Source organism: Acinetobacter sp. CY17, assembly GCF_059515825.1.
On record NZ_JCAKMX010000009.1, the window covers coordinates 65,222 to 91,122 of the forward strand.

Here is a 25,901-nt window from a genome sequence, read left to right on the forward strand (position 1 = left end):
AAAAATAGCGACAAAAAAAGGGAGCTTTACGCTCCCATTTTTTTCACTAAGCTCAAAGCTTAATGCATCAACAATTATTCAGCAGATGCTTTAGCGAATAATTGACGACCACGGTAGATACCATCTTTAGATACGTGGTGACGACGGTGAGTCTCGCCAGTAGCTTGGTCTACAGTTAATGCATTCTCGGTTAAAGCGTCATGTGAACGGCGCATGTCACGGCGAGAGCGACTTTTACGGTTTTGCTGAACGGCCATGATGGCTCCTTACAAATATCGAAAAAATGGATCAGAACAAATTCAGTTGTCTTAACCAAATAGTATAACACGATTTAGTTAAGTTTACCTTTCAAACTTGACAAAACATCAAACGGATTATCGCGTTTTTCTTCGACAATGTCTTGAATGGCAGGTTGATGCTTATGTTCGCAAGCGTCATGCTTGGCAGACAACGGCAACAACAATAACAATTCATCTTCTATCAGCGAGAGTAAATCAGCAGTCGCAGGTGCATCATATGAACCTTTGGTTGTTGCTTCACTTTCACCTAAAACGATGAAATCAGCATCCTCATCCAAGCGCTCTATCAGTGACTCATCATCGACTAAAGCTAAATGAAAATCCAAAACAAGTGGGATCTCAACAGGTTCCAAACAACGTTGGCACTCCATTGGAACTTTTGTTTCAACACTGCCATCTAACCATACAATGCGATGATACGCATCCATTGATAGCTTACAGTCTATGGTAATCAATTGATCATCAATTGATCCAACAGCTTCACGAGCAATACGAACAAAGCGAGACAATGGCAGGGTACCTGACCATGTAAAGCCCTGTTCAGCCCATTTAAACGGCTCAATCTGTGCCGGAAAGGTATTTGCTGACATAATTAAGGCGGCAATTCTACAAATTCATAAGTACTCTGTCAAAGATTAAGATACAATTTTGTACTTATTCAGACAGATCATTTGGGTAATACAAGTCATGCATCAGTTGCAGCCGCAACCTGAAGTCACAACTTCATTACAGTTAAACTCTCCTACTCGTTCAAGTTTGATCGATTCCGTAGACCGCGTGCAACTCGCACCTTGGATTAATCTGCAAACTGAAGCTCAACAGGTAGATTGGCTTATCTTACACTTTAATCACTGGTTTTCCCACTTAAATGTGACTTTAGTGCGCGGTGAGTTCGAGCCAGAATATTTCCCTGAAAATTCAAATAGTTGTGCGAAAATTCAATTTGCGCATGGCTTCTTTAACAGTGCTTTACATGAAATTAGTCATTGGACCATTGCTGGCTATGCACGGCGTAAGTTGCCAGATTTAGGTTATTGGTATGCCCCAGATGGCAGAACCAAAGAACAACAAGCGCTATTTGAACAAGTCGAAATCAAACCACAAGCCATTGAATGGCTATTTGCCAAAGCTTTTGGACGCAAATTTCGTGTCTCTTTAGATAATTTAACGGGTGATGCGGGTGATGGCAGCACTTTTAAAGACAATGTCTATGCTCAAGTACAACGTTATTTTAATGGCGAAGCCAAGTTACCGCGTGATGCTGCACATTTTATTGCCTGTATTTGTACCTGTATACGAGGTGGCAAAAGCTTACAACAGGCAGAATTTTTACGAACTGAATTGGATCAATAACATAATCTTTCAACAGCGCAGGGAAATCCTGCGCATAATAAAGCTATTCCCTGCCAGCCGTTTTAAACGTGCCCGCTTGATAAACACAACAATATTGGGAGAACAACATGCTGCACTTAAGAATTCATCCAGATAATCCACAGCCACGTCTAATTAGTCAGGCAGTTGAGCGCATTCGTGCTGGTGACGTGGTGGTATACCCCACAGATGCCGCTTATGCGATTGGCTGTCAAATTGGTAATAAAGCCGCTATGGAGCGCATTGCACACATTCGTCAACTGGATGCCAAACATCAATATGCGATTTTGTGCTGTGATTTATCCGACATTGCCACCTATGCCCGCGTTGACAATGCCATGTATCGTTTACTTAAAAACAATACCCCTGCCATTAGCACTTTTATTTTGCCCGCCACCAGTGAAGTGCCCAAGCGTTTGATGCACCCAAAAAAGAAAACCATTGGTTTACGTATTCCGACTAACCCAATTTGCCAAATGTTATTACAAGAATTGGAGGAGCCTTTACTCACCTCAACCTTGATTTTACCTGGACAAAGCGACCCATTAGATGACCCTTATGAGATTGAGATGCAATTGGGCAAACGGATTGATGTATTAATTGATGGTGGTTTGGGCACTCTTTCAACCACCAGTATTATCGATTTATCGGGTGATTATCCTGTCGTAGTACGTGAAGGTGCCGGAGACGTCAGCGCTTTTACTTAAATTTTACGAATAAATTGCATTACATTTATATAAAATGGCGACATTTTAGACATAATGGATTGAATTCGGTCATTTTAATTTATTGAAATATCACATAAATAAATGACCGGTATTTATTTTGGGCTTTTTTTAGTATTTGCCGATGTAAGTAATTTATTCATTGCCCTTTTTGCTTTACACTAAGCGCATTCTTGTATTTGTTATTTCAACCTCCCTTTTTGTTGAAATAATTTTTCATGCCTTTGAAAATTCGCGTGGCTCATAACTGTAATGAATCAATCTGTCCAATCTGCTTTGGCACAAGCGCCGCACATCCGCGTGTTGGATGAGTGGCAAGAGACGATTCCTGAGGATTTGTATATTCCTCCTGCTGCATTTGAAATCTTGTTAGAGCATTTCGAAGGACCACTCGACTTTTTAATTTATCTGATTCAAAAAAACGGTTTTAATTTACTCCAGCTCGATATTGCTCCAATTGCCAGTCAATATTTATCCTATATTGATAACATGAAAAGCTTAAATATCGAGCTGACTGCAGATTATATGGTGATGGCAGCCTTGCTTGCTGATTTAAAGTCCCGTTTATTACTACCTAAAGCCGCCAAGATTCAACTGGAAAAAGATCCACAAAAAGATTTAGTCGAACGTTTAGAAGCCTATTTACGTATTAAACAGGCTGCTGAGCGTTTAGGAAAAATGTCGCTATTAGAACGCGATACTTTTCCGGCGCATATTGGCAAACTCGAATACGATGCTGTACCCCTGGGCTTTGCAGCTTCTCAGCTGCGTGACGCGATGTTGTGCATTTTTCAGCGCCCTGAGCCTGTAACCCATGCGGTTAAAGCAGAACCTGTACGCCTCGAAGAGCGCATTGCTTTTATTGAAACTAAAATTGCCTCTGGGCAGGTATTAGATTTTACCCAACTATTACACCCGGACCAAGGGCGTATGGGTATGGTGGTGACCTTTATGGCGGTGCTTGAACTGACCCGTCAGCAAAAAGTCCACATCATTAGTGATGGTAGCGAGCAGCGCTTACAGATTCAAGGAGTAATGGCATGACTCAGGTGGAGCAACAACATGAGGTGCTGATGTTGCTTGAGGCACTGATTTTTGCCAGTGAAACGCCTATACCGCTTTCTCGTTTAAAAGAAGCTTTAGGCGACCGCTACGCCAAAGCCGAATTACGACAGTATTTGCAACAACTTGCTGTGCTACAACACGGCAGATCAATTGAACTGGTGGAAACCGCGCAAGGTTTCCGTTTTCAAGTACGTGCAAAGTATCAACCGATCATTGCGCAAACATGGCCAGAACGACCAACTCGTCTGTCACCATCTATGCTCGAAACGCTTGCTGTGATTGCTTATCATCAACCAGTAACCCGAGCAGACATTGAACAAATTCGTGGAGTGTCAAATAATAGCCAAGTGATACGCACATTATTTGATTGGAACTGGATCAAAGAATCTGGTTTTCGTGAACTCCCAGGAAAACCGGCGTTGTTGGTTACGACGCCTCAATTTTTAAATGCATTTGGTCTAAATTCCTTAGATCAAATGCCTCCCCTACAGGATGCCAAGGAAGCTTTTGTGGCGCTGGGTGCTCAGGCACTTAGCTCATAAATAGGTGGACTGTTGTGATAATTTCTAAGGTTATGCTGTCATGAGTGAAAAATTGCAAAAGGTGCTTGCACGCGTTGGTTTGGGTTCTCGCCGTTATATGGAAGAAGTCATTGCTGCGGGTCGCGTGAGTGTCAACGGTCAAGTGGCCCAAGTGGGTGAACGTATTGAGCCAGGCGATGAGCTTCGTATCGATGGTCGTAAAGTACAGTTCCAAATTGAAGATGAAATTCGTCGTCGTGTTTTAATTTACTACAAACCAGAAGGCGAAATCTGTTCACGTAACGACCCAGAAAAACGCCCAACGGTATTTGATAACTTACCTACTTTAGCGGGTGATCGCTGGGTGATGGTCGGTCGTCTAGATATTAACTCGACTGGCTTATTGTTATTCACAAACGATGGTGAACTTGCCAACCGTTTAATGCATCCATCGAATGAAATTGAGCGTGAATACGCAGTACGTGTGATGGGTGAAGTGACACCACAGCTAAAAAATAATATGCTTAAAGGCGTGGTGTTAGATGATGGTCCAGCCAAGTTTGAATCATTCTCTGAAATTGGTGGTGACGGTATTAACCGTTGGTATCAAGTGGTGGTAAAAGAAGGTCGTAACCGTGAAGTACGTCGTATCTTTGAATCACAAGGTCTAAAAGTAAGCCGTTTATTACGTACCCGTTATGGTTCAGTGATTTTACCGCGTGAATTACGTACGGGTCGTTGGATTGAACTCGACAAGCAAGATATCGACAACTTAACCAAATCGGTTGAGTTAAAACCACGTCAAGGTACGGGTCTTTACGGTATGGCAAAACGTCGTACTGAACGTATGCAAGATAAACCACTCAATGCACGTCGTGGTGGCTTCTTACGTCAACAACGTCGTGACAACGAATCAACTACACCGTCTATTCCACCGCGTGAACGTGGCGAGCGTCGTGATGATCGTCGTGACCGTGATGATGCAGGTCGTAAGCCGTATGGCATCAACAAAGGCTTTAAAAAGTTCTAAGTTGTAAAGCATAAAAAAAGCCGCGATTCGCGGCTTTTTTTATTAGATTTGCGATTGAATATAATTTTTTAAACCAATTAATTCAATCAAACGTAATTGTTTTTCTAACCAATAGGTATGATCTTCTTCTGTATCTGACATTTGTTGACGCAGCATGTCACGGGTAATGTAATCGCCTTTTTCTTCACAAAGTTTTACCCCTGCCGCCAATTTGGCACGTACTTCATATTCCAGTTCTAAATCTGCTTTTAAGCAACTGACCACATCGGTACCGACATTAATGTCGTCACGTTGCATATTGGGTGTGCCTTCTAAAAACAATACACGGCGAATAATTGCATCGGCATGTTGTGCTTCTTCTTGCATTTCATGGTCAATACGTTCAAAAATTTTGCTTAAACCCCAATCTTCATACATACGTGAATGAATCAAATACTGGTCACGCGCTGCAAGTTCGCCGCCAATCAGCATATTTAAATAATCTACAACCTCAGGATTGCCACGCATCATCCATCTCCAATAGTATAATTTATTAATTCTGTAAAAATTATCTCGGATTTAAGCTCACTTTGCAAAGCAATTTTTTCGTAAGTTAATGATTTTTATATAATTAAAATGAGAAGTACTTGCATTTACACTACTCAAACTAGTAATTAATACATATAAAAGAACATCTTAAACTCATTGCTTAGCTTAAATTCACATCATTACAGTGCTTTTATGGCGTATTGTTTTTTTGTAACAGAATGGAACATTATTGGGCCTAGCGACATGACCTTGATCGCTAAAAAATTGAGCTTGTGCATTAGTATGTACTGACAAGCTCACAATTTTTAGTAAAAATCAGTTTAAGCCGAATTCCAACGCGCATTTTTCCATGCTTGCTGTTGCTTTGCATCTAAAAATGTCCACGCCACAAAACGGCTTTCTTTTTGTCCCTGTGTCATTTTAATGGTTTTCACATCCACCGCACCGCTCTTGGCCAAGGTCTTTAATAGCAGTGGCAAAGTGGTTTTCTTAGATACCAGTGTACTAAACCAAAGACATTGCTCTGCAAATTGGGTACTTTCTTGTACCATCTGAAACACAAAACGTGCTTCACCGCCATCACACCATAACTCGTTCTTTTGCCCGCCAAAGTTTAATACCACTTTAGTGCGATCTAATGGTTGACCAAGTTTACGTAATTTTTGTGTTGCTGTGGCATTGGCTTCATCTTGTGAGGCATGAAATGGTGGGTTACACAGGGTTAGATCAAAACGATCTGTGGCTTTAATCAGCCCTTTAAAAATATTGCTCGGTGTTTTTTGTAAGCGAATCTGAATGCCCTTTTTTAAATTCGGATTGGCCTCGACAATAAATTGCGCACTCTTCACTGATGCAGCATGAATATCTGAGCCAACAAATTTCCAACCATAGCTTTGACGCCCAATGATCGGATAAATACAGTTTGCGCCAACGCCAATATCGAGTACTTGAACAGCGTGTCCAGTTGGAATCTGACCTTTGTTGTTATCACTCAGCAAGTCAGCCAAATAGTGAATATAGTCGGCTCGACCCGGAATCGGTGGGCAAAGATAATCTTGCGGAATATCCCAATATTGAATGGCGTAAAAATGCTTGAGCAAAGCTTTATTGAGCATTCTTACAGCCTGTGGATCAGAAAAGTCGACTGAAAGATCATCATATTGATTTGGACGGACAAAAGGTGCAAGTTCTGGACAGCTCTTGATCAGCTCAGGAAAATCGTAACGACTGCGATGCAGATTTCGTGCATGTAATTGCGATTTTTGTTGTGGAAAAGATTTCTTTGCTTGCGCCATGTGTATGCCAATCATTAACGGGAGAACAGAATCATTTGCTCAGGCAGCAAATGAATCGATATTGTACACAATAACGACCCTGTCTTTGTATTTGTCTGCGCCATAGCATGCTCAGCAACGCTGATCCTTACGTAAGTGGCATAAAAAAAGACACCAAAAGATTAATTATCCTCGGTGCCTTTTTTATGTCAGTCACTGTTTAGACAGATGAGTCCTCGATTTGACCATGTTCTTTCATCAGGGCAATAAACTGTTGTTCATTTAATACGGTAATACCCAATTTTTCTGCTTTGTCTAATTTAGAACCAGCTTTTTCACCTGCAACGACACATTTGGTTTTACTTGAGACACTGCCACTCACGCGTGCACCTAAAGCTTGCAGCAATTGTGTCGCTTCATCACGCCCCATGCTGCTTAATGTACCTGTGACCACCCAACTTTCGCCATTGAGTGGTTGACGCGTTGGCGCAATCGGTGCATCCCAATGAATGCCCGCCTCAATTAAACGCTGTACCACTTCCAAATTATGCTCTGCTTGGAAGAAATCTAAAATCCATTCTGCGGTAATATCGCCCACATCAGGCGTTTTCTTTAAGGCGTCTAAATCAGCAGCTTTGAGCGCCTCTAAAGTTTGGAAGGTGTTGGCCAGCATACGGGCGGTGGTTTCTCCCACGCCACGAATCCCAAGCGCATAAATAAAGGCTGCTAGCGTGGTTTTCTTGCTTTTTTCAATCGAATCAATCAGGTTTTGCACTGATTTTTCGCCCATTTTTTCAATCGTTAGTAGCTGTTCACGATGCTCATGTAAATGGTAAATATCAGCCACATCTTTAAGTAAATCCAGATGTAATAACGATTCCACCCAACGATCACCTAAACCTTCAATATCCAAAGCTTTACGCGACACAAAGTGACGAATGGCTTCGATGCGCTGCGCGGCACAATACAAGCCACCCGAACAACGCGCGAGTGCTTCACCTTCTGGCATGACTACAGGCGAATCACACACTGGGCAATTTTTTGGTAAATGGATTTCTACAGCATCTACAGGACGAAATTCTGGCCAGACTTTTTCCACTTTTGGAATCACATCACCACTACGATAAACACTCACCGTATCACCCACGCGCACATCTAAACGGTGAATTTCACCAATATTATGTAGGGTTACATTGGACACTGTCACGCCACCGACTGCCACAGGGTTTAAACGCGCCACAGGTGTTAAAGTACCTGTACGTCCCACTTGCCAGTCAATATTGTCGACTGTGGTCAAGGCTGCCACTGCGGGGAATTTATAAGCGGTTGCCCAGCGTGGCTCACGGCTTAAGAAACCCAACTGTTGCTGTTGTTTCAGGTCATTGACCTTAATCACCATACCGTCAATTTCAACCAACAACTCTGGGCGTTCACGGTTGATTTGTTCATAAGCGGCTTGTACAGCTTCAATGGAATCACAGACAAAATGACGTTCGCCCACGGCAAAGCCGAGTTGATTGAGCCATTCAAGACTCGCTGACATGCTGATTAAACCATGATGTGGCTGGCACTGAGCAATTCCGTAAGCATAAAACGCCAAAGGACGCGCTGCGGCAATGTTTGGATCGAGTTGGCGTAAACTCCCTGCCGCGGCATTACGCGGATTGGCAAAGGTTTTTTCGCCACGTGCTTGGTTATCGGCATTGAGTTTCTCAAAACCTGCTTTTGGCATTAAAACTTCACCGCGTACTTCTAACAGTTGAGGTACGCTGCCATCGGCTAACTGAATGACTTTAGGTAAGTTACGAATAGTTTTGACGTTTTGAGTAATATCTTCGCCAGTTTCACCATCACCACGCGTCACACCACGGCTTAACACGCCATTTTCATACCATAGCGAAATGGCTAAACCATCAAATTTCAGCTCAACATCATATTCAACAGTTTGATTGGGTAAACGCTCTTCGATACGACGCGCAAAGGCTTGTAAGTCTTCGTAGTTAAACACGTTACCCAATGACAGCATTGGCACCACATGCGTCACCGATTCAAACTTCGACAATGCTTGACCACCCACTTTTAAGGTTGGGCTATCGGCTTGGACTAAATTCGGGTATTGCTGCTCTAAGGCTTTGAGTTGGTGAAACAGTTGGTCATATTCACTATCGCTAATGGTCGGTTGATCCATCACGTAATAGGCATGGTTATGCTGGGCTAAGATTTGGATCAATTGTCGCATTTGCGCAATGATTGTGGCCTGTTCTGTCATCAATATTCACCATAAAAAAGGGCGGTTTCCCGCCCTAAACATCATTTATCTACACTATTATAAAAACCGTCGCGATGGGTTTCAATTCAGGATTTAGCCTTGTGAGACTTGCCCTGAACGATAGTCAATCGCTTGATGACGCCAATGCTCGCGTAATTGTGGGGTAAATTCTTGATTATTTTGATCATAAACCGTGCCTTCAATTTCACGGGCAATTAGGCCTGAAATGCTGACCATGGTATCGAAGGCATTTTGTACATCATTATGTGGCAGAGCCAAGAAGAAAGCTAAACCTTTGACTTCTTCTGTTGAAAGTGCTTCTAAATCAAAGCCTGAAGCGCCTTCGTCAGTCACTTGTAACACAGAGAATAATAGTTTCGTGCCGTCTTCGTTATAACGATGGAAACATGCCATTTCGCCATAACGTAATCCGTATTTCATTAAGACTTTTAAGGTTTTTTCACCTGTTAGCAAACGACGCTCCGGATACACATTCAACGCCACAAAATCTTCTGCAGTGGCTAAAGCACTTTCTTCATCGACCAATTGTTGTTCATGTAGATGCGCATCTAAAATACTACTTTCATCGGCAAATTCAGCAATTTCAGCTTTTTCAATAGTGCTGTTTAAGCTAAATTCAGGCGTTTTTTCGACTTTAGGCGCTTCAGGCTGCACGTCGAGGACTGGTTTTTCTTCGACGCTTTGCTCTACATGCTCAGCTACTGGCGTGCTTTCTGGTTGTGGTACAGGCTGCTTCTGGGCAGCAACCACCGGTGCTTCACTTGCGGCAATAGGTGCTACGGCTTCAGCTGGTGCATCTGCTTGCAGCTGATCACGTACATGACGTGGAATAACAGGTTGCTGACTTTCTTGGTTAATATGTAGTTCAGAATCTAAAGATGGCGCTGCGTCATTACTTTTTCTAAGCACCATTTTTAAACCAACACCAATAATAATAATGGCGACAACAATACCAACGATTGTGGTGATTTCCATCTATGACTCCGCGACTAAACTGTATTCTTCTGCCTGTTCTAAGTTGACAGTGACTAATTTGGATGCACCCGGTTCTGGCATCGTGACACCCAATAAATCTGTTGCCATCGTCATTGCAAGCTTATTATGGGTAATATAAATAAATTGTACCTGTTCGGACAGCTCTTTGACTAGATTACAAAAGCGTCCGACGTTGGCATCATCAAGTGGTGCATCAACTTCATCCAGCACACAAAATGGTGCAGGATTGAGTCTAAAGATCGCAAACACCAGTGCCAAAGCAGTTAAGGCTTTTTCGCCCCCAGAGAGTAAGGCCAAGGAGCTATTACGTTTACCTGGCGGGCGCGCCATTAGTTTTACACCCGACTGCCAGTCAGATTCAAGACTTAAACTCGCTTCACCGCCATTAAATACTTTCGGAAACAAGCTCGCAAGCTCATGATTGACTCGATCAAAGGTCTCCATAAACAATTTACGGGTTTCTTGATCAATACTTTTCATAGCGGCTTGTAATTGGGCCACTGTATTTTCTAGGTCTTGCATTTGATGTTTAAGTTCATCATAACGCGCCAAAACCTGTTCATATTCTTCAGATGCTGCCAAATTCACTGCACCAAGTTTGGCAAATTTTTGCTGTGCTGCCTCTAAAGTCTGTTGGGTAGAGTCTAAGTCCAACTCAATGGCTACAGCCTCAGCGCCCATTTCCGTCAGCTGTGCGGCATAATGTGCTGCATCTGACTTGGCAGCTTGCCAAGCTAAGCGTTTGTCTTCTAAAGTTTGACGTAATTGTTGGTCTTGTTGCTGTGTCTGTTGTCTTTTTGCAGTTAAGCTTTGTTGCTGCGTTTGCACAGCATTGAGCTCTTGTTGCCAAATCTGCCAGTTCTGTTGCAAAGTGCTTGCCTGTTGCTGCTGCTGCTCAACAGCCTCAGTTAAGCTTGGCAATTCTTGACTGAGCGGCTCAATCAAACGGGTGGCTTGCTGGATTTGTAAGTCGACTTGCTGTTGCTGCTCAGCTAAAAATGACGCCTCTTTTTCACATAAACTAATTTGTTGCTGCAGCTCTTGGCAACGCTGTTGCACGTGCGCAAAATTTTGCTTGGCCAATGACGCCTCGTGTTCAGCTTGCTGTAAGATATTGCTCGATTCTTCGAACTGAAATTGCAGGGTTTTATATTCAGGTTGTTGTTGTTCAAGCTTAAGATGAATGGCATGCAGGTCAATTTCCATCTCATCACGCTGCATAGCATCATCTTCAATTTGCTCAGCCAAGGTGATCATCTGCTGCTGTAGCTGTTGCTGTTGCACCGCAAAAGCTTGCACGGCAGTTTGCTGTTTAACAATATCCAGACTCAGTTGATGCTGCTGATCATGCAAACCTTTTAAATCGGCTTGTTGCTGTTTTAAACTCACTTTGGCAGAGGATAACTGATTTAAATTGGCAGCACGGCGTGGTTTTAACAGCGCCACTTGCTGCTCAAGCAAACTAATTTCTTGCTCAATTTCCTCTAAGCGCAAGCGCTGAGTTAAACCCGAGACTTGGGTGTGTTCATAATCGAGTGCAATTAACCAATCTGGCCCCACATGATAGCCATCTAGAGTTAAAATACTTTGCCCTGTTTGCAACTGAGTTTGCTGTGCTAATGCTTGCTGTAAAGTTTCAGCCAGTGCCACATTTGCCCATAAAGAATGTGCTGGCGCGATAATCCACGTGCTAAGCGGTGCCAATCCTGCAATATGGGCTGCACTGCAACAGGAGAGTTTCATTTGTCTGGCCAGATCAGGGGCAAAATCAGTGTCTTGATCCAAAATCTGACTATTAAGCCAATGACTGCAGAATTTTTCTAATAGATGGGCATAGGGCTTAGCTTGTTCAGCAAGCTGCAAAGCTTGCATCAAAGTTTGACCCTGCGCCGCATGTTGGGGCTGCTTAGGCAGCGCTTTGAGTAGCTGCTGCTGTTCACGTTGTAGCAGTTGAATTTGGTTTTGATGCGTTTGTAACTGTTGCTGTAAATCACGCTCAGCATTTTCTAAGTTAGCTAATATGCTTTGGCTATGTGTGACTTTTTCTGTCAGTTGCAATACGCTGATATTTAAATCACTATGTTCAGCCTGTAAAGCGGCAATTTCATCCTGCTGATAATGTCCAGCCAAAGCATGGGCTTGGGCGTGCAGCATGTCATGTTGCTGCTGCTGGCGTTCGATACCTTTATTGAGCTGTTCAATTTGGCTACGCATGTGCAACTGCTGCTGTTGCTGGCGTTCAACTTGGCTTTTAACAGCATGATAGTGCTGCTGTAACTGATGTTGTTGCTGTTTGAATGCTGCTAGATGTTGCGCTGCTGCCTGAGTAGTTTGTTGCGCTTCTTGTTGTTTAACTGTCTCTTCGCTGTGTTGCAGACTTAAATACGCTAATTGTTGTTCAATCAGTTGTAGACGTTGTTGGCTATGCTGTTTTTGCTGATTGAGCTGGCTTAAAGTGGCTTGGTTTTGCGCAATGAATTGTTGTTTATGTTGCAACTGACCTTTTAGCTCAGTCAGTCGTTGCTCAGCCGTTTGCCAGTTGTGTTGGAGGGGTATAGATTGGCTCATCAAACGTTCAAACAGCTGCTGACTTGAGTTTAAGTCATGTTCAAGTGTGGTGAGCTCAGCACTTACCAGCTGAAAGCGCTCGCCTAAACTGTTCATGTCATGGCTATATTCTTGTTGTAAACGGACACTTTGCCCATATTGAAATGACAATACTTCAATTTTTAAGCTGCGGATTTGAGCTTTAAGCTGCTGATAGTGTAATGCTGCTTCTGATTGGCGTTTTAACGTTTTCAGTTGGCTACTGAGTTCAACACGAATATCTTCTAAACGTTCTAGATTTTGCGTGGTGTGTTCTAGATGATTTAAAGTTTCACGGCGCCTCGCTTGATAACGTGACACCCCTGCTGCTTCTTCAATATAAACCCGCATTTCTTCCGGTTTAGCGTCCACTAAACGATTAATCATGCCTTGTTCAATAATGGCATACGAGCGTGGGCCTAAACCGGTGCCCAAGAAAATATCGGTAATATCCCGGCGACGACATTTGGTGCCATTTAAAAAGTATTCTGATTTACCCTCACGATTGACCTGACGCCGTACCGATAATTCAGTATAGGCATTATACATGCCACCTAATTTACCTTGCGTATTCTCAAAACGTAGTTCAACACTGGCCATCCCCACCGGTTTACGCTTGGCTGTACCAGTAAAAATCACGTCTTGCATGCTACCGCCACGCAATTGCCGTGCACTCGACTCACCCATCACCCAACGAATGGCGTCAATCACATTGGATTTACCACAGCCGTTAGGACCCACCACCGCAGTACGGTTGGCTTTAAAATTTAAGGTACTACTGTCGGCGAATGATTTAAAGCCGGAAAGTTTTAAACTGCTTAAACGCATAATGTCCTAATTACCGCCGTGAACGTTTTGCCCAGGCCAATTCAATTTGTTTCATTCGTGTCAGCGACTGCAACACAAGCTGTTGCAAGTGTCGACAAAAATCGTGCATAAATAAAGTGGCTTGTTGGGTTTTTTGGCTTAAAATTGCAGCAATCACCAATTTAAACTGGGCTTCGGATTGCTCAAGCTCATACTTGGCGGTATTTAAGGTTAAAAAATAACAGCGTCTTAAACTTGGCAACAGTTCTTGATAAAACCTCCCCACATATAAATAACGTTCAGCTTGTAAACACTCTAAAAAGCAGAAGAAAATCGCATCATAAAAATGTTCAATATCGGTTTGCGTTACATAATCATGTAATTGTTGCTCTAATTGGCTCAGATACATTCTTTGTGAAATGCTTAAATCTTCAGTCATATTGGTGGCAATCTGGCCTAAAATTAATGCCAATGTGTCAAACAAGGCATTGACTTGTGCTGTCGACATTTCTGTGACAATCGCCCCACGGCGCGGGTAAATTGCAATTAAATGGGTGCGTTCTAATAATAGTAAGGCTTCACGTACCGAACCGCGGCTGACTTTTAACTCATCCGCAATACGTAACTCTTGAATACGTTCCCCTTCAACCAAGTCACCTTGAATAATTTGTTTTGCAATATGCTCAGCGATCTGCTGTGCCAAGCTGCTGCCCTCATGTTGTGGCATAGTGATCCTGTTGTTGTTATTGCACTAAGAATTAAAATCATCTGGTGTCATTTTAACCAACAATATAAACAAGATGCACTTTTATTTTATGCCATTATGCCTTGATAGATAAAATACAGCCCAACACAGATCAGTAATAGCGAAAAACAGCGTTTGAGCATAGCAGGTGACAGACGATGTGCAACTTTTGCCCCCAATTTTGCAGTGATAAAACTCATCACACTAATGCCAATAAAAGCGTAAATGTGCACATAGCCAATGGTATGGGGGATCGTTACGCTACTGTTTGCGCCAAACCACATAAAACCTAAAGCCCCAGCAATGGCAATCGGTAAACCACACGCAGCCGAAGTCGCAACGGCTTGTTGCATCACCACGCCCTGCTTATTTAAATAAGGAACGGTTAAGCTGCCACCGCCAATGCCAAAAATTGCCGAGGCGACACCAATGCCACCCCCTGCTAACATTTGAGCGGCTGTACTGGGTAAGCGCTGTGCGGGATCGACCTGCGCTTGAGCACCGCTCAACATACGATAACCGACCCACAATGCAAAAGCACCAATGATCAGCTGTAAACCCTGACCTGATAAATAATCTGCAATCCCTGCGCCTAAGAATGAACCGATCACCAAACCAGGTGCTAAGTTCTTAAACACAAGCCACAGCACTGCACCCTTTTTATGATGAGCAGTCACTGAGCTGATTGAGGTGATAATAATCGTGGCTAAGGAGGTCCCGACCGCCATATGCATAATGACGCTTGGATCAAAACCGGCTTGGCTAAACACCACAAATAAAATTGGCACAATAATTAAGCCACCACCGACACCAAACAAACCTGCGGCAAATCCGGCAATTGCACCAATCAATAAATATGTGATTAACTCCATAAGACTTTTTTACTCAATTTAAAATTAAATGGATTTAGAAACTCGCCAGTTACAGCAATGCTTACAACAGGTCGGACAACTACCAGAGGTGCTGTTGGTTAAACCAATTACTGAGTCAACCAACGATGATGTACGTGAAATTGCCAAAAAAGGCATTCATAGTGTCTTGGTGTGTAGTCACCAGCAGACTGCCGGACGCGGCCAGCGCCAACGCCAGTGGGTTTCACCTGTAGGTAATATTTATTTAAGCACGTTGCTCAATTTAAACACAGCCATTGATGGGCGTTTAGCCTTAGAAATTGCGTTAAATATCCTACAAATGCCAAGTCTAAAAGATTTAGCGTTACAAATTAAATGGCCCAACGACTTATATAGTTTACATGGCAAATGGGGTGGCATTTTAGTGGAGCCAATTTCTGCAAACCAAGTGGTGGTGGGTGTGGGGATCAATATTGATCCAGTACAATCAAACCATATTAACCAAGCAGCAACAGCCTTAAGCACCCTAGGTTTAGCCCCTACTTCGCGGGTGGACTTGGTTGCCGAGCTTTATCTAGCCATTCAACAAGCAGGACAATGGTTTGATCATCGCTGCCAAAATTTAGCTGCCCGTTTTAACCATCATGCTGCTTTTAAAGAACAACCCGTTACATTTGAACATGTAGGAGGCACTGTGCAAGGCACTTTCATCGGCATTGACAATGATGGTGCTGTCATGATTACAACTGAACACGGCACACAGCATTTTTATCAAGGCCGTTTGCGCTTAGATGAGGCCCAAGCATGAAAAAATTGTGGCTCGATATTGGCAATACACGGCTAAAATATTGGATTACTCAAGACGACAACGTGATCGAACACGGCGCCGAAATGCATTTACAATCGCCTGCGGATTTACTTCTAGGCTTAATGCAACACTTTAAAAAGCTCAATATTCAAAGTGTAGGCGTGTCTTCAGTATTGGATTTAGACTCCAATCAACGTATTCGCCAGCTACTCAATCGCTTAAAAGTTCCAGTAATTTGCGCCCAAGTGCAAGCTGAATATGCCGGCTTAAGCTGCGGCTACGATGTGCCGCAACAACTGGGCATTGACCGCTGGTTGCAAGTTTTAGCCGTAGCACAAGATCCAAGCAAAAAATATTGTGTGATCAGCTGTGGTACCGCACTAACCATTGATTTAGCCGATGGTTTACAGCATTTGGGTGGCTATATTTTACCAAATCTTTATTTGCAGCGAGATGCATTAATTCAAAATACCAAAGGCATTAAGATCCCTGAAGCTGCTTTTGATAATTTAAATCCAGGACGTAATACCATTGATGCCGTTCATCATGGCATTTTATTGGGTTTGGTCAGTAGCATTGAAAAAGTTTTAGACAGTTCACCACGCGAGTTAATTTTAACTGGGGGTGATGCACCACTGTTTGCAGAGTATTTAAAGCCCTATCAGCCTCGTGTTGAGCATGACTTATTACTCAAAGGTTTACAGTACTTTTTTAGCCAGCATCCTGACAGCACAGTTTAAAATGCTAAACATAAAGTATAAAAAAGGCGCATTTAGCGCCTTTTTCTTATTTTGGATCTTTACTGCCAAATAGTGGCCCCATGCCACCGCCGCCAAATTGCTTTTGCAGACCTGATAATGATTTCATCATTTTTGCCATACCCGTTGGATTGGCAAATTTCTTCATCATTTTTGCCATCTGTGCATGCTGTTTGATGAGTTTATTCACCTCAGCCACTTCCATACCACAACCTGCCGCAATACGTTTTTTACGGCTTGGATTCATGAGGTCTGGATTACGACGTTCTTTAATGGTCATCGAATGAATAATGGCTTGCATTTTTTTGACTTGCTTTTCAGGATTGGCTTGCGCGATTGCGTCTTGAATACCTGAATTGCTCATGCCTGGCAACTTATCTAAGAAGCCCATCATGCCGCCCATTTTATTCATTTGTTCAAATTGCATCAGCATATCTTCAAAGTTGAAGCTACCGCCTTTTTGCAATTTTTGCGCCATTTTCTCGGCTTTTTCTTTGTCGATTTTACGTTCAACTTCTTCGACTAAAGAAAGCACATCACCCATACCCAAAATACGCTGTGCCACACGCTCAGGATGGAATGGTTCTAAGGCATCGAGTTTTTCACCCATCCCTAAGAATTTAATTGGCTTACCAGTAATGGCACGTACAGACAGTGCCGCACCACCACGCGCATCACCATCGGTTTTGGTTAAAATCACACCCGTTAATGGTAACGCATCATTAAAGGCTTTGGCTGTATTGGCCGCATCTTGACCTGTCATGGCATCAACCACAAACAGCGTTTCAGTTGGGCTAATTGCTGCGTGTAAGTCTTTAATTTCGTCCATCATGTCGTCATCAATATGCAGACGACCTGCAGTATCGACGATTAACACATCAGCGAACTGAATTTTGGCTTGTTCAATGGCACGATTGGCAATGGTAATTGGATTTTCGTCTGCGCTTGATTCAAAGAAAATCGCGCCCACTTCGCCGGCTACGGTTTGTAGCTGTTTAATTGCCGCTGGACGGTAAACGTCGGCAGAGACCATCGCCACTTTTTTCTTTTGACGTTCTTGTAAGAAGCGTGCCAATTTTGCCGCCGTGGTGGTTTTACCCGCACCTTGTAAACCTGCAAGTAAAATCACCACTGGTGGTTTTGCTTGTAAGTCTAAAGTTTCGTTGGCAGCACCCATCATTTTAGTCAATTCGTCATAAACGATCTTGACGAAGGCTTGGCCCGGTGACAACTGAGTCATTACTTCTTGACCCAATGCTTCTTCCTTAACTTTCGCGATAAACTCACGAGTTACAGGTAACGCCACATCGGCTTCAAGAAGTGCCATACGCACTTCACGTAGCGTATCTTTAATATTGTCTTCGGTTAGCTGCCCTGAGCCAGTAACATTTCTTAAACTCTGCGTGAGTCGTTCTGTTAAGGTATCAAACATTGCAAAATCCGCTTAAAATGGTTGTTGCAGAAAAATCTTTCTTAAAAATAGAAAATTTATGCATAGAATGTTATAGGATACTGTAGTTCGCGTCGAATTTACATCTATGAATATTCATCATCCTGAAAAAGGTTTGACATGATTAGCCTACCCTTGGTTTATACGATTCTCGCCTTAATTGCTTATAGCACATCGTTTTGTTATGTGAGCGCGCATTTGTTGGCTAAATCAGAACCTAATCGTTGGTTGGTCACTTTAACCTTAAGTTTGGGACTGGCTTTGCATGGCTTCGTGTTGTATCACGATATGCTCACTCCGCTGGGTATTCATTATGATCTGTTTAATTTATTGTCATTTACCTCAGGCTTAATGTTGCTGTTAAGTACTTTATTTAGCACCTATCGTCCGGTATTGGCCTTAAATTTAATTGCTATTCCTGTAGCAGCAATGGGGTTGATTTTAGGCTTTGCCTTTAGCCCAGCTAAGCTTGAGGCTACACCCTCGTCATTGGGTTTAGACGTTCATATTATTTTATCGCTGTCTGCCTATGCCGTGTTATTTATGGCGGCTATTCATGCCGTACTGCTTTGGTTTCAAAACCGCGAATTAAAGAAGAAAAATAAAAAACGGGTCTGGGTCAATTTACTGCCGCCCTTACAGGCCATGGAATCTCTGTTATTTGATTTACTCATCACTGGTTTTATTATGTTAACGCTGGCGTTGGGTTTTGGTTTCTTTACCATTGATCATTTCTTTGCCCAACATTTAGCGCATAAAACCGTGTTTAGTTTAATGTCTTGGCTGGTGTACGCAGTACTACTGACAGGACATTATGCCTTTGGTTGGCGAGGTCAAAAAGCCATTCGTTTTACCTTAATAGGGTTTGCCTTATTGGCGCTGGGTTTTATTGGTTCTAAGTTTGTTTTAGAGCTGATTCTAGCGCGTTAACTGATCGCCTCGGCATCCTCTTCATACGCTCACACGTTGGTCATCTTTTCTTCATATTCTTGTCATATATTTTGAATGCAAAATAATAAATCTAGGACAAATCTATGCAAAAAATAATGATTACACTCGCCTTACTGAGCTGCTCTAGCATCGCGCTGGCCGATTTTTATTGTAATGGTAGCATCAGTCAACGTCATATTGATGACAACGTTGCCATCAGCAAAAATTGTCAGCTCGACCAAGTCACCATTAAAGGTAATGTCATGCTGTATAGTGGTGCACAAGCCCAAATCACCAACTCAAATATTGATGGCAATTTAGAATCTAAAGATCAATTTAGTCGTGTGATTGCCCAAAATAACCGTATTGATGGCAATATTCAATTAGAAAAAGGCCAAAAAATTCAGTTACTCAACAATGAAGTGAACGGTGATATTCAACTCAAAGAAAACCGTTCAAATATTGTGGTGCGTGAAAATACTGTCGATGGCAATCTACAGTGTGAAAAAAATAGCATTCAACCTATTGGTGGCGCCAACCGAGTTGAAGGCAATAAAGAAGGCCAATGTCGCCGTCTTTAAGTTGGTATCAACGTGTTTCTAAGGTTTAGAAACACGTTGCATCTGGATTGATTCGCCCTAGTATGCCAACGAGTACTAAAACTGGCTTTTCGTTGAATTTGCGCTAAAATGAATCAAATCCTGTATGCATGGAGTTTAACATGTTGAATTCTCTAAAAAAGAAAAACAAAGCTTGGTTTACCTTCTTTATTATTACGTTGTATTCCATCTTAGGCTTTGTTTTAGGTCATTTAATTACTGACTATATTCTTAAGTAATCTCGCTGTTGCTTGACTAGACAGCGTGCAGCAATTTGCGTATAACACCGTTTTTATTTAAAGGTAGTACGCTTTGAAACTTGTGCTTGCACCCATGGAAGGCTTAACTGATCCGATTATGCGTGATGTGCTGACATCCGTAGGTAGCTTTGACTGGTGTGTCACTGAGTTTATTCGTGTTACCAACTCTGTCCTTCCCGATCATGTGTATCATGCCTATTGCCCTGAATTATTAACTGACGGTAAAACGGCTGCAGGCACGCCCGTGCATGTGCAATTTTTAGGCAATGATCCTGATATGCTGGCTGCCAATGCAGTTCGTGCTGTAGAACTGGGCGCTCCTGCTATTGATATGAACTTTGGCTGTCCTGCCAAAACCGTAAACCGACACCGTGGTGGTTCAGTTTTACTCGATGAACCAGAAGTTGTGCATCAATTGGTGAAAGCGGTACGTGATGCTGTACCGAGCCATATTCCTGTTTCAGCTAAAATGCGCTTGGGTTATTTAGATCGTAATTTTACCTTAGAAAATGCACATGCCATTGAAGATGCAGGTGCAGCGTGGGTCACTGTACATGCCCGCACCAAAGCCGATGGTTATACTCCGCCAGCTTTTTGGGACTTATTACAGCCGATTCGTGAAGCACTCAACATTAATGTGATTGCCAATGGTGAAATTTGGAACAATCAGGATGCTAAACAGTGCCAACTTGAATCTGGCTGTGAAGATTTAATGATTGGTCGTGGTGCAGTCACAACCCCTGATTTAACCCAATGTATCCGCCAAAATAGCGATACGCCTTTACTCACTTGGCAAGATTTAGTCGGCTTACAAATTCGCTTTTTAAGTGGTGGCTATAAAAAAGAAATGAACATGGTGGGGCGTTATAAACAGTGGCTAGGCATGATGAGTAAGCATTATCCTGAAGCGAAATTGCTGTGGGATGAAGTCAAACGCATTAAAGCACTGGATGAAATCACTGCCAAATTGCAGCAACATCTTTAAAAAATAGCCTCGCTAACCCGGGGCTTGTTATTAATCTGAGACTTGAGTAATCAAAATAGGGAGTTGCCATGCACCGCCCTGAAAGCCTTTGCACTGCAAACTCACTGCACTATAGCTAGGGCGGAAACGGTATCCGACCAATGCCCATTCATCGATGCTTAAGCAATCACCTAGGCCACGTCCTTTTTGAGCAGAAAAAATCTGTCCTTCACTAAAGCTGGTTGCAGAGGTACTAACCAATTGCTGTACTTGGTTAAGTTGCTTATTCATCAACCACATTCCTGCACCAAAATTATACGCTGCTTGCCAACATGGGCGCTCGACTAGCACTTGCTTGGCATTTAGCGGATAGATGGTCAGCTTGCTGTGTAATTGTTCATGCTCTTGCCATAACTGAGGACAATCCTCTCTGGTTGTGGCTTTTTTGAGTAAAGGTACGAGTGCTTTAGCCAGTGTGGAGTCAAAGGCATAATGCTGGGCTTGGCCACGGGTATAGTGGGTCAAATGATAAATCGGTAGAGGCACGGCTTGGCGGACTTGATAGGAACTTTGCTGCCCTTTGGCCACTAAAGCTGAGCTGGTGCCTAGGCGTTTTTGATATTCATCGGCTTTGAGTAGAACTGCACTGAAGCCACGATCGGAAATCCGCCACGTGTTTTTGCCTTGACGCAGCTCAATCCGGCTATTTTGGCGTGCGGTAGCCAATACTGCTTGAATCTGTTCTTGGCTTAAACTTGCTTGATGATTTTTAAAATCAACTAGACCCTGATGTTGAGCATTGATCCATAAGCTGGCTTTAGCAGGTGCCGCTAAAATTTGCACTTTGGCTGTCAATTTAGCATGTGCACCAGCGGGATAAGTCAACAGTATTGAGGCTGGCGCGGCACCATCGGCTTGATAACCTGCCATACGACAGGTATGGGTATTATCGCAAGCAATTTCCCAATCTAAATGACTAAAGCTCATCGCATACAGCGGTGATGTGATGAGGCTAAAACCAAGTAACAGTGCTTTTTGCATGCTGCTCTCCTTGAGCAAACACGTGTAGCCAGTCAATTGCACACAGCACTTTTCCTCTATACAGATATAACCCTTTCACGCTCATTATATCCTACTTGTTTAGATGAAGTTATAGCGTTAAGCATCGTGTCTGAGGCTAGCTCAGCATGCAGCACAAAATACTCTTAGTTAAAAATACCGCTCACATGGCGGCGTGAATATGCTTAGATCATCGCACAGGGCATAGAAATATGTTGATGCACCATTTTCCATTTGCCTTGGGTCTTTTGAAAACACAACGTGGTGCGACACCACGGCAAATTTAAACTATTTTTTTGCTCACAACGATCGACCTTTGAATAACAATGCACAAAGGCCAAATCATTTTCAGCGTAGATCTTCACATCTTGCCGATATACACAAACATCCTCAGCAAAATAAGGGCTGTATTGCTCCCATAATTCCTTATAGGCCACCGCGCCTTCGAGTTGCGAACTCACATCAAATACACTGACATCTTTTTGACACAAGTCTGTTAACGCCTGAATATCCATTTTTGCGACAGCGTTGTCCCATTGCTTAATTTTAAACAAAATTTCTTGCGCAGTATGCACATCACCAACAAACTGAACGGACATTAATGTTTCTCCAATTGTTTAACTGAAACAAGCTCGGCATTAAAGAAAAATTGACCTGTAATCGGTCGGATATTGCTTACATCATGAGGAGAATCAAATCTGTGAAACAGAGCAAATCATTTACTCATCACACAAATCGATCATCGTTTATACACAAGTTAAAACCGATAAGACAGCCTTTTTAGCATAGCAATATATAAATGCTACAATCTACCAACATAGAATCTGTCTGTATAATTTAGGCGTTATTATTCAAGCAAAGCTTGCCTTTAGACAGAGGCTTGTTGATTTTTTTGTTATATTTCAGTAATTTATTTTTGTGACCTGTGTTAGATATACACCAAAGAATAGGTTTTACTTATCCTTTGGTGTTGAATGTTAGATGGATATCACATTTTTACTATAGGTGGTTTTGTTCATTTCTAAAATTTCTACACAAAGTTGGATATTGATTTTTTGTGTAGGTACATGTGCCTTTAAGACTGCTAACAATTTACGTGAAATTTCTGCTTGTAACTCAAGTGAGCGTCCGGTGAGTAATGAGACTTTGATATGTACATAACCTTGATCTTGAGCCTCCAAACCAATGACAAAATCATCCTGACACACGGCGCGACTCTTTACATCTAGTGCCGAAGATACATAAGCACCTTCAAGCATAGTTTGGTTTAAAGCAAGCAATAACGGTTTAACGGCTAAATCTTCAACATTAGCGGAATATTCAACATGAATGTGGGGCATAACTTAGGCTCATGGATTAACAGGTATTTAGCATAAAATAAAAATGGAGCCCGTGGCTCCATTTTTAGTCTTAAGCTTTTTTCACAAACTCAGATTTAAGCTTAATTTGCCCAATGCCATCAATTTTACAATCAATGTCATGTCCATCGCTCGCCTCAGGCACTAAACGAATACTTTTGACCTTAGTCCCCACTTTGACAACAGATGAAGAGCCTTTAATTTTTAGGTCTTTAATCACGGTTACGCTGTCACCGTCACTTAAGACATTGCCATTGGCATCTTTAATGATATTTAAGCTTTCCGTTTCAGCAGCAGCTTCTTGCCATTCATGGGCACACTCAGGGCATACCAATAATACACCATCTTCATAGGTATATGCCGATTGGCATTTTGGACAATTAGGCAACGACATATTGACCTCAAATTAACATAGAATTAACACTCAAGGCACATATTAACAGAGATCAGTGCTTTTGCCTTGTGTATTTAATGCCAAGCCAATTGATTCCAAGTGTCTTTGCTCATACAAATTAAGACGTTCCATCAATTTCGTCGTCAAATACATAGGCCATACACCCCCAGCCGTCATACTCGCCTTCGAAATCATGTGCGATTTGTGCCAACCATGTCTCTAGGTCAACGATCTCCTCATAATTAGGTGACATTTCGGTAAATAAGGTTAAACGCCATTCAGCAGGTTGCAATTGTTGGTCTAAAAATAAACTGATTTTTTGTTCTTCACGTAAGAGGTGTAAAGCCGCGCGCTCGGCTTTGGCTTGATCATTAAAAGTTAATGAAAATTCAATTTCATGTACTTCGCTTAAATCATCGCCATCTTCATACATCTGCCATAAAAGATTGCCGTTTTCATCATCGGGAAATTTTTGATAATCGCGATACATTTTTTATCCTTATTCTGTGCTGATTAAAATGTGATACACAAAAACAGCTTAGCTGATTTTTTAAGCAATTGTTAGTCAATTTGTTGCTGTGTAGCTGTATTAACTACACAGCACAGCAAAGCTGTTATTTAAAATGTTGGATGAGATTGAATCTCAAGTACTTGACCTGTTAAAGGCTGAGTAAAGCCTAAATAAGCGGCATGTAAAGCCATACGTTTTAAAGGGCTGTGTTTACCGTGCGGATGATAAATTTGGTCGCCAATAATAGGATGACCCAAATGCAACATATGCACACGCAACTGGTGCGAACGTCCGGTAATCGGGGTCAGTTTAACCCGAGTCATTTCTTGCTTGGCATCGTAATGCAGGGCTTCATATAAGGTTAAGGCTTTTTTACCCAACTCATAGTGCACCATCTGGCGTGGTCGATGATCCCAATCGGTAATTAAAGGCACATCCACCTGCCCTGTCCCTTGTAAATGTCCCTGTACCAAAGCGCTGTAATGCTTGGTGACAGTGCGTGCTTGAAACATTTTACTCACCGCCACTTCTGCATCACGGTGTTTAGCAAACATTAAAATGCCTGAGGTGGCCATATCTAAACGATGGGTGATTTTGGCTTCAGGATACTGCGCTAATACACGTAAATAGGCACTATCATGATGCTCAGGTAAACGCCCAGGTACAGACAGCAGTTCAGCAGGTTTGTCGATTATTACTAAATCTTGATCCTCATACAGCACTACTAAAGGATCTTGCGGCGGTTGATAGACAAAATCATCATCTAAAGGCATATCAATGTTCAAGCAAGAAGAAAGTCGGGCAAATTAACAAGCATCTTTTAGCCTGTCAAGCTAACCGAAGCTTAGGCCTATTGGGCATTGCATCACGCGCAATAGATACGTTTTAAGTTTGCCTGAAACAGCAGCTTGATGCACAATAACTTGATATTGAAATAATTTGATTCGAGGCAATTATGAGCACAGCGCCAGCATTTGTTGCACTGAGTTTAGTGGGTGTAGATGCACAAAAATTTCTACAAGGCCAAGTGACACTACATGTAGAGCGTTTAGCGGAAAATGTCACCCGTTATACGGGAATTTGTAACTTAAAGGGTCGTTTACAGTTTGGTTTGTGGCTCACTAAACTCAACCCAGAAAGTTTTGTCATTGTGACTACAGCAGACCAAGCCGAAGAATTAGCCAAGCACATTAAAAAGTTTGGTGCTTTTTCTAAAATGAAGCTTGAAGAACTGGGTCCAGTGTATCCAAGCTTAAGTGGAGATAGCACCACGTTTTCTACAGCAGAAACCGATATCACAGCATGGCAGTTGGCTGCCATTGAGGCCGGCCAAGCTTGGCTGGTTGCTGCAAGTTTAGGCGAATTCCAACCGCAAGAATTACGTTTACATCAACGTGATGGCGTGCATTACGACAAAGGCTGTTATTTGGGTCAAGAAATTGTGGCGCGTTTATGGTTTAAAGCCAAACCAAAACATTGGTTACACTTAGTGGCTGGTCAAGGTGAGGCACCAGCGCCAACAAGCAAATTGCATAATGATGTGGAAGTGGTCAATGCCATTGCTACAGCGCAAGGTTATAAAGCTTTGGTGGTGGCTAAACCTCAGGCTTTAACAGAATTAGGCTTAGAGGTGCTTGATTTACCTGAGTACTTAAATGGCGACGTGGCACGTCCACAAGCTTAAAACAGCGACAAAAAAACCTCCTATTCAGGAGGTTTTTT

Annotated in this window: 27 protein-coding genes; 11 read left to right on the plus strand and 16 right to left on the minus strand. The window is 42.5% G+C overall.

What is annotated here, in order from left to right; translation table 11 throughout:
* Positions 1-74 precede the first annotated feature (74 nt).
* Together rpmF and AC5YCI_RS08255 are read right to left on the minus strand one after the other, a co-directional pair.
* Positions 75-257 carry a 50S ribosomal protein L32 gene (gene rpmF, locus AC5YCI_RS08250; RefSeq protein WP_004279227.1) on the minus strand — a complete coding sequence of 61 codons (183 nt, stop codon included), beginning with the start codon at positions 255-257 and terminating at the stop codon, positions 75-77.
* Between the two features lie 74 nt (positions 258-331).
* Positions 332-889, minus strand: a complete 558-nt coding sequence (locus AC5YCI_RS08255; protein WP_496129289.1) for a YceD family protein — start codon at positions 887-889, stop codon at positions 332-334.
* A gap of 97 nt (positions 890-986) precedes the next feature.
* On the opposite strand from AC5YCI_RS08255, the gene AC5YCI_RS08260 reads away from it, so the two are divergent.
* The 5 genes from AC5YCI_RS08260 (at position 987) to rluB (ending at position 5,011) form a co-directional block, all read left to right on the plus strand.
* Positions 987-1,652: an elongation factor P hydroxylase gene (locus tag AC5YCI_RS08260; protein WP_496129288.1), complete on the plus strand. Its 666-nt coding sequence runs from the start codon at positions 987-989 to the stop codon at positions 1,650-1,652.
* Positions 1,653-1,759: 107 nt separating this feature from the next.
* Complete coding sequence (locus tag AC5YCI_RS08265; RefSeq protein WP_496129287.1) at positions 1,760-2,377, plus strand: L-threonylcarbamoyladenylate synthase; 618 nt, start codon at positions 1,760-1,762, stop codon at positions 2,375-2,377.
* 270 nt (positions 2,378-2,647) lie between these two features.
* Positions 2,648-3,439, plus strand: a complete 792-nt coding sequence (locus AC5YCI_RS08270; RefSeq protein ID WP_496129286.1) for a segregation and condensation protein A — start codon at positions 2,648-2,650, stop codon at positions 3,437-3,439.
* Positions 3,436-4,002: an SMC-Scp complex subunit ScpB gene (scpB, locus tag AC5YCI_RS08275; protein WP_496129285.1), complete on the plus strand. Its 567-nt coding sequence runs from the start codon at positions 3,436-3,438 to the stop codon at positions 4,000-4,002. The genes AC5YCI_RS08270 and scpB overlap by 4 nt, the downstream gene beginning before the upstream one ends.
* Positions 4,003-4,042: 40 nt before the next feature.
* The gene (gene rluB, locus AC5YCI_RS08280; protein ID WP_496129284.1) at positions 4,043-5,011 is read left to right on the plus strand and encodes a 23S rRNA pseudouridine(2605) synthase RluB; all 969 of its coding nucleotides are present in this window, start codon (positions 4,043-4,045) and stop codon (positions 5,009-5,011) included.
* A gap of 42 nt (positions 5,012-5,053) precedes the next feature.
* Here rluB and ftn read toward each other — a convergent pair whose 3' ends face one another.
* From ftn to AC5YCI_RS08315, 7 genes are all read right to left on the minus strand, one after another.
* Positions 5,054-5,518, minus strand: a complete 465-nt coding sequence (gene ftn, locus AC5YCI_RS08285; RefSeq protein ID WP_496129283.1) for a heteropolymeric bacterioferritin subunit Ftn — start codon at positions 5,516-5,518, stop codon at positions 5,054-5,056.
* A 341-nt stretch (positions 5,519-5,859) separates the two neighbouring features.
* Entirely contained in the window at positions 5,860-6,834 is a 975-nt protein-coding gene (gene rlmF / locus AC5YCI_RS08290) for a 23S rRNA (adenine(1618)-N(6))-methyltransferase RlmF (RefSeq protein WP_496175432.1), read from the minus strand.
* 199 nt (positions 6,835-7,033) lie between these two features.
* On the minus strand, positions 7,034-9,082 hold the full coding sequence (gene ligA, locus AC5YCI_RS08295; RefSeq protein WP_496129281.1) for an NAD-dependent DNA ligase LigA: 2,049 nt from the start codon (positions 9,080-9,082) through the stop codon (positions 7,034-7,036).
* Positions 9,083-9,175: 93 nt separating this feature from the next.
* Positions 9,176-10,078, minus strand: coding sequence for a cell division protein ZipA C-terminal FtsZ-binding domain-containing protein (locus AC5YCI_RS08300; RefSeq protein ID WP_496129280.1), 903 nt, complete (start codon positions 10,076-10,078; stop codon positions 9,176-9,178).
* On the minus strand, positions 10,079-13,513 hold the full coding sequence (smc, locus tag AC5YCI_RS08305) for a chromosome segregation protein SMC (RefSeq protein WP_496129279.1): 3,435 nt from the start codon (positions 13,511-13,513) through the stop codon (positions 10,079-10,081).
* A 10-nt stretch (positions 13,514-13,523) separates the two neighbouring features.
* Positions 13,524-14,219 carry a GntR family transcriptional regulator gene (locus AC5YCI_RS08310; RefSeq protein WP_496129278.1) on the minus strand — a complete coding sequence of 232 codons (696 nt, stop codon included), beginning with the start codon at positions 14,217-14,219 and terminating at the stop codon, positions 13,524-13,526.
* Positions 14,220-14,305: 86 nt separating this feature from the next.
* A complete protein-coding gene (locus AC5YCI_RS08315; RefSeq protein ID WP_496129277.1) occupies positions 14,306-15,109 on the minus strand; it encodes a sulfite exporter TauE/SafE family protein in 804 nt (267 codons plus the stop codon).
* Between the two features lie 28 nt (positions 15,110-15,137).
* On the opposite strand from AC5YCI_RS08315, the gene AC5YCI_RS08320 reads away from it, so the two are divergent.
* Positions 15,138-15,896, plus strand: coding sequence for a biotin--[acetyl-CoA-carboxylase] ligase (locus AC5YCI_RS08320; protein ID WP_496129276.1), 759 nt, complete (start codon positions 15,138-15,140; stop codon positions 15,894-15,896).
* Positions 15,893-16,636, plus strand: a complete 744-nt coding sequence (locus AC5YCI_RS08325; RefSeq protein WP_496129275.1) for a type III pantothenate kinase — start codon at positions 15,893-15,895, stop codon at positions 16,634-16,636. Before AC5YCI_RS08320 ends, AC5YCI_RS08325 begins: the two co-directional genes overlap by 4 nt.
* A 46-nt stretch (positions 16,637-16,682) precedes the next feature.
* Here AC5YCI_RS08325 and ffh read toward each other — a convergent pair whose 3' ends face one another.
* Positions 16,683-18,086: a signal recognition particle protein gene (gene ffh, locus AC5YCI_RS08330; RefSeq protein WP_496129274.1), complete on the minus strand. Its 1,404-nt coding sequence runs from the start codon at positions 18,084-18,086 to the stop codon at positions 16,683-16,685.
* Between the two features lie 138 nt (positions 18,087-18,224).
* Between ffh and AC5YCI_RS08335 the strand changes: the two genes are divergently transcribed.
* The 3 genes from AC5YCI_RS08335 to AC5YCI_RS08345 all read left to right on the plus strand — a co-directional run bounded on the left by AC5YCI_RS08335 (position 18,225) and on the right by AC5YCI_RS08345 (position 20,878).
* Positions 18,225-19,034, plus strand: a complete 810-nt coding sequence (locus AC5YCI_RS08335) for a cytochrome C assembly family protein (RefSeq protein WP_496129273.1) — start codon at positions 18,225-18,227, stop codon at positions 19,032-19,034.
* Positions 19,035-19,138: 104 nt separating this feature from the next.
* A complete protein-coding gene (locus AC5YCI_RS08340) occupies positions 19,139-19,615 on the plus strand; it encodes a hypothetical protein (protein WP_496129272.1) in 477 nt (158 codons plus the stop codon).
* Between the two features lie 330 nt (positions 19,616-19,945).
* Entirely contained in the window at positions 19,946-20,878 is a 933-nt protein-coding gene (locus AC5YCI_RS08345; protein WP_496129271.1) for a tRNA dihydrouridine synthase, read from the plus strand.
* A gap of 30 nt (positions 20,879-20,908) precedes the next feature.
* Here AC5YCI_RS08345 and AC5YCI_RS08350 read toward each other — a convergent pair whose 3' ends face one another.
* The 6 genes from AC5YCI_RS08350 to AC5YCI_RS08375 form a co-directional block, all read right to left on the minus strand.
* A complete protein-coding gene (locus AC5YCI_RS08350) occupies positions 20,909-21,898 on the minus strand; it encodes a DUF1176 domain-containing protein (RefSeq protein ID WP_496129270.1) in 990 nt (329 codons plus the stop codon).
* 203 nt (positions 21,899-22,101) lie between these two features.
* Positions 22,102-22,515, minus strand: coding sequence for a YybH family protein (locus AC5YCI_RS08355; RefSeq protein WP_496129269.1), 414 nt, complete (start codon positions 22,513-22,515; stop codon positions 22,102-22,104).
* 378 nt (positions 22,516-22,893) lie between these two features.
* Entirely contained in the window at positions 22,894-23,256 is a 363-nt protein-coding gene (locus AC5YCI_RS08360) for a 5-carboxymethyl-2-hydroxymuconate Delta-isomerase (protein WP_496129268.1), read from the minus strand.
* Between the two features lie 70 nt (positions 23,257-23,326).
* Positions 23,327-23,668 (minus strand): zinc ribbon domain-containing protein YjdM, encoded by a 342-nt coding sequence (locus AC5YCI_RS08365; protein WP_496129267.1) that lies wholly within the window; start codon positions 23,666-23,668, stop codon positions 23,327-23,329.
* 118 nt (positions 23,669-23,786) lie between these two features.
* Complete coding sequence (locus tag AC5YCI_RS08370) at positions 23,787-24,158, minus strand: ribonuclease E inhibitor RraB (protein WP_496129266.1); 372 nt, start codon at positions 24,156-24,158, stop codon at positions 23,787-23,789.
* A gap of 128 nt (positions 24,159-24,286) precedes the next feature.
* Entirely contained in the window at positions 24,287-24,952 is a 666-nt protein-coding gene (locus AC5YCI_RS08375; protein ID WP_496129265.1) for an RluA family pseudouridine synthase, read from the minus strand.
* A 182-nt stretch (positions 24,953-25,134) separates the two neighbouring features.
* Between AC5YCI_RS08375 and ygfZ the strand changes: the two genes are divergently transcribed.
* Positions 25,135-25,863: a CAF17-like 4Fe-4S cluster assembly/insertion protein YgfZ gene (ygfZ, locus tag AC5YCI_RS08380; protein WP_496129264.1), complete on the plus strand. Its 729-nt coding sequence runs from the start codon at positions 25,135-25,137 to the stop codon at positions 25,861-25,863.
* Positions 25,864-25,901 lie beyond the last annotated feature (38 nt).

Bases quoted from the DNA above. Each gene is read 5' to 3' on its own strand.
- rpmF (WP_004279227.1), bottom strand. From the start codon at position 257: ATGGCCGTTCAGCAAAACCGTAAAAGTCGCTCTCGCCGTGACATGCGC.
- AC5YCI_RS08255 (WP_496129289.1), bottom strand. From the start codon at position 889: ATGTCAGCAAATACCTTTCCGGCACAGATTGAGCCGTTTAAATGGGCT.
- AC5YCI_RS08260 (WP_496129288.1), top strand. From the start codon at position 987: ATGCATCAGTTGCAGCCGCAACCTGAAGTCACAACTTCATTACAGTTA.
- AC5YCI_RS08265 (WP_496129287.1), top strand. From the start codon at position 1,760: ATGCTGCACTTAAGAATTCATCCAGATAATCCACAGCCACGTCTAATT.
- AC5YCI_RS08270 (WP_496129286.1), top strand. From the start codon at position 2,648: ATGAATCAATCTGTCCAATCTGCTTTGGCACAAGCGCCGCACATCCGC.
- scpB (WP_496129285.1), top strand. From the start codon at position 3,436: ATGACTCAGGTGGAGCAACAACATGAGGTGCTGATGTTGCTTGAGGCA.
- rluB (WP_496129284.1), top strand. From the start codon at position 4,043: ATGAGTGAAAAATTGCAAAAGGTGCTTGCACGCGTTGGTTTGGGTTCT.
- ftn (WP_496129283.1), bottom strand. From the start codon at position 5,518: ATGCGTGGCAATCCTGAGGTTGTAGATTATTTAAATATGCTGATTGGC.
- rlmF (WP_496175432.1), bottom strand. From the start codon at position 6,834: ATGGCGCAAGCAAAGAAATCTTTTCCACAACAAAAATCGCAATTACAT.
- ligA (WP_496129281.1), bottom strand. From the start codon at position 9,082: ATGACAGAACAGGCCACAATCATTGCGCAAATGCGACAATTGATCCAA.
- AC5YCI_RS08300 (WP_496129280.1), bottom strand. From the start codon at position 10,078: ATGGAAATCACCACAATCGTTGGTATTGTTGTCGCCATTATTATTATT.
- smc (WP_496129279.1), bottom strand. From the start codon at position 13,513: ATGCGTTTAAGCAGTTTAAAACTTTCCGGCTTTAAATCATTCGCCGAC.
- AC5YCI_RS08310 (WP_496129278.1), bottom strand. From the start codon at position 14,219: ATGCCACAACATGAGGGCAGCAGCTTGGCACAGCAGATCGCTGAGCAT.
- AC5YCI_RS08315 (WP_496129277.1), bottom strand. From the start codon at position 15,109: ATGGAGTTAATCACATATTTATTGATTGGTGCAATTGCCGGATTTGCC.
- AC5YCI_RS08320 (WP_496129276.1), top strand. From the start codon at position 15,138: ATGGATTTAGAAACTCGCCAGTTACAGCAATGCTTACAACAGGTCGGA.
- AC5YCI_RS08325 (WP_496129275.1), top strand. From the start codon at position 15,893: ATGAAAAAATTGTGGCTCGATATTGGCAATACACGGCTAAAATATTGG.
- ffh (WP_496129274.1), bottom strand. From the start codon at position 18,086: ATGTTTGATACCTTAACAGAACGACTCACGCAGAGTTTAAGAAATGTT.
- AC5YCI_RS08335 (WP_496129273.1), top strand. From the start codon at position 18,225: ATGATTAGCCTACCCTTGGTTTATACGATTCTCGCCTTAATTGCTTAT.
- AC5YCI_RS08340 (WP_496129272.1), top strand. From the start codon at position 19,139: ATGCAAAAAATAATGATTACACTCGCCTTACTGAGCTGCTCTAGCATC.
- AC5YCI_RS08350 (WP_496129270.1), bottom strand. From the start codon at position 21,898: ATGCAAAAAGCACTGTTACTTGGTTTTAGCCTCATCACATCACCGCTG.
- AC5YCI_RS08355 (WP_496129269.1), bottom strand. From the start codon at position 22,515: ATGTCCGTTCAGTTTGTTGGTGATGTGCATACTGCGCAAGAAATTTTG.
- AC5YCI_RS08360 (WP_496129268.1), bottom strand. From the start codon at position 23,256: ATGCCCCACATTCATGTTGAATATTCCGCTAATGTTGAAGATTTAGCC.
- AC5YCI_RS08365 (WP_496129267.1), bottom strand. From the start codon at position 23,668: ATGTCGTTGCCTAATTGTCCAAAATGCCAATCGGCATATACCTATGAA.
- AC5YCI_RS08370 (WP_496129266.1), bottom strand. From the start codon at position 24,158: ATGTATCGCGATTATCAAAAATTTCCCGATGATGAAAACGGCAATCTT.
- AC5YCI_RS08375 (WP_496129265.1), bottom strand. From the start codon at position 24,952: ATGCCTTTAGATGATGATTTTGTCTATCAACCGCCGCAAGATCCTTTA.
- ygfZ (WP_496129264.1), top strand. From the start codon at position 25,135: ATGAGCACAGCGCCAGCATTTGTTGCACTGAGTTTAGTGGGTGTAGAT.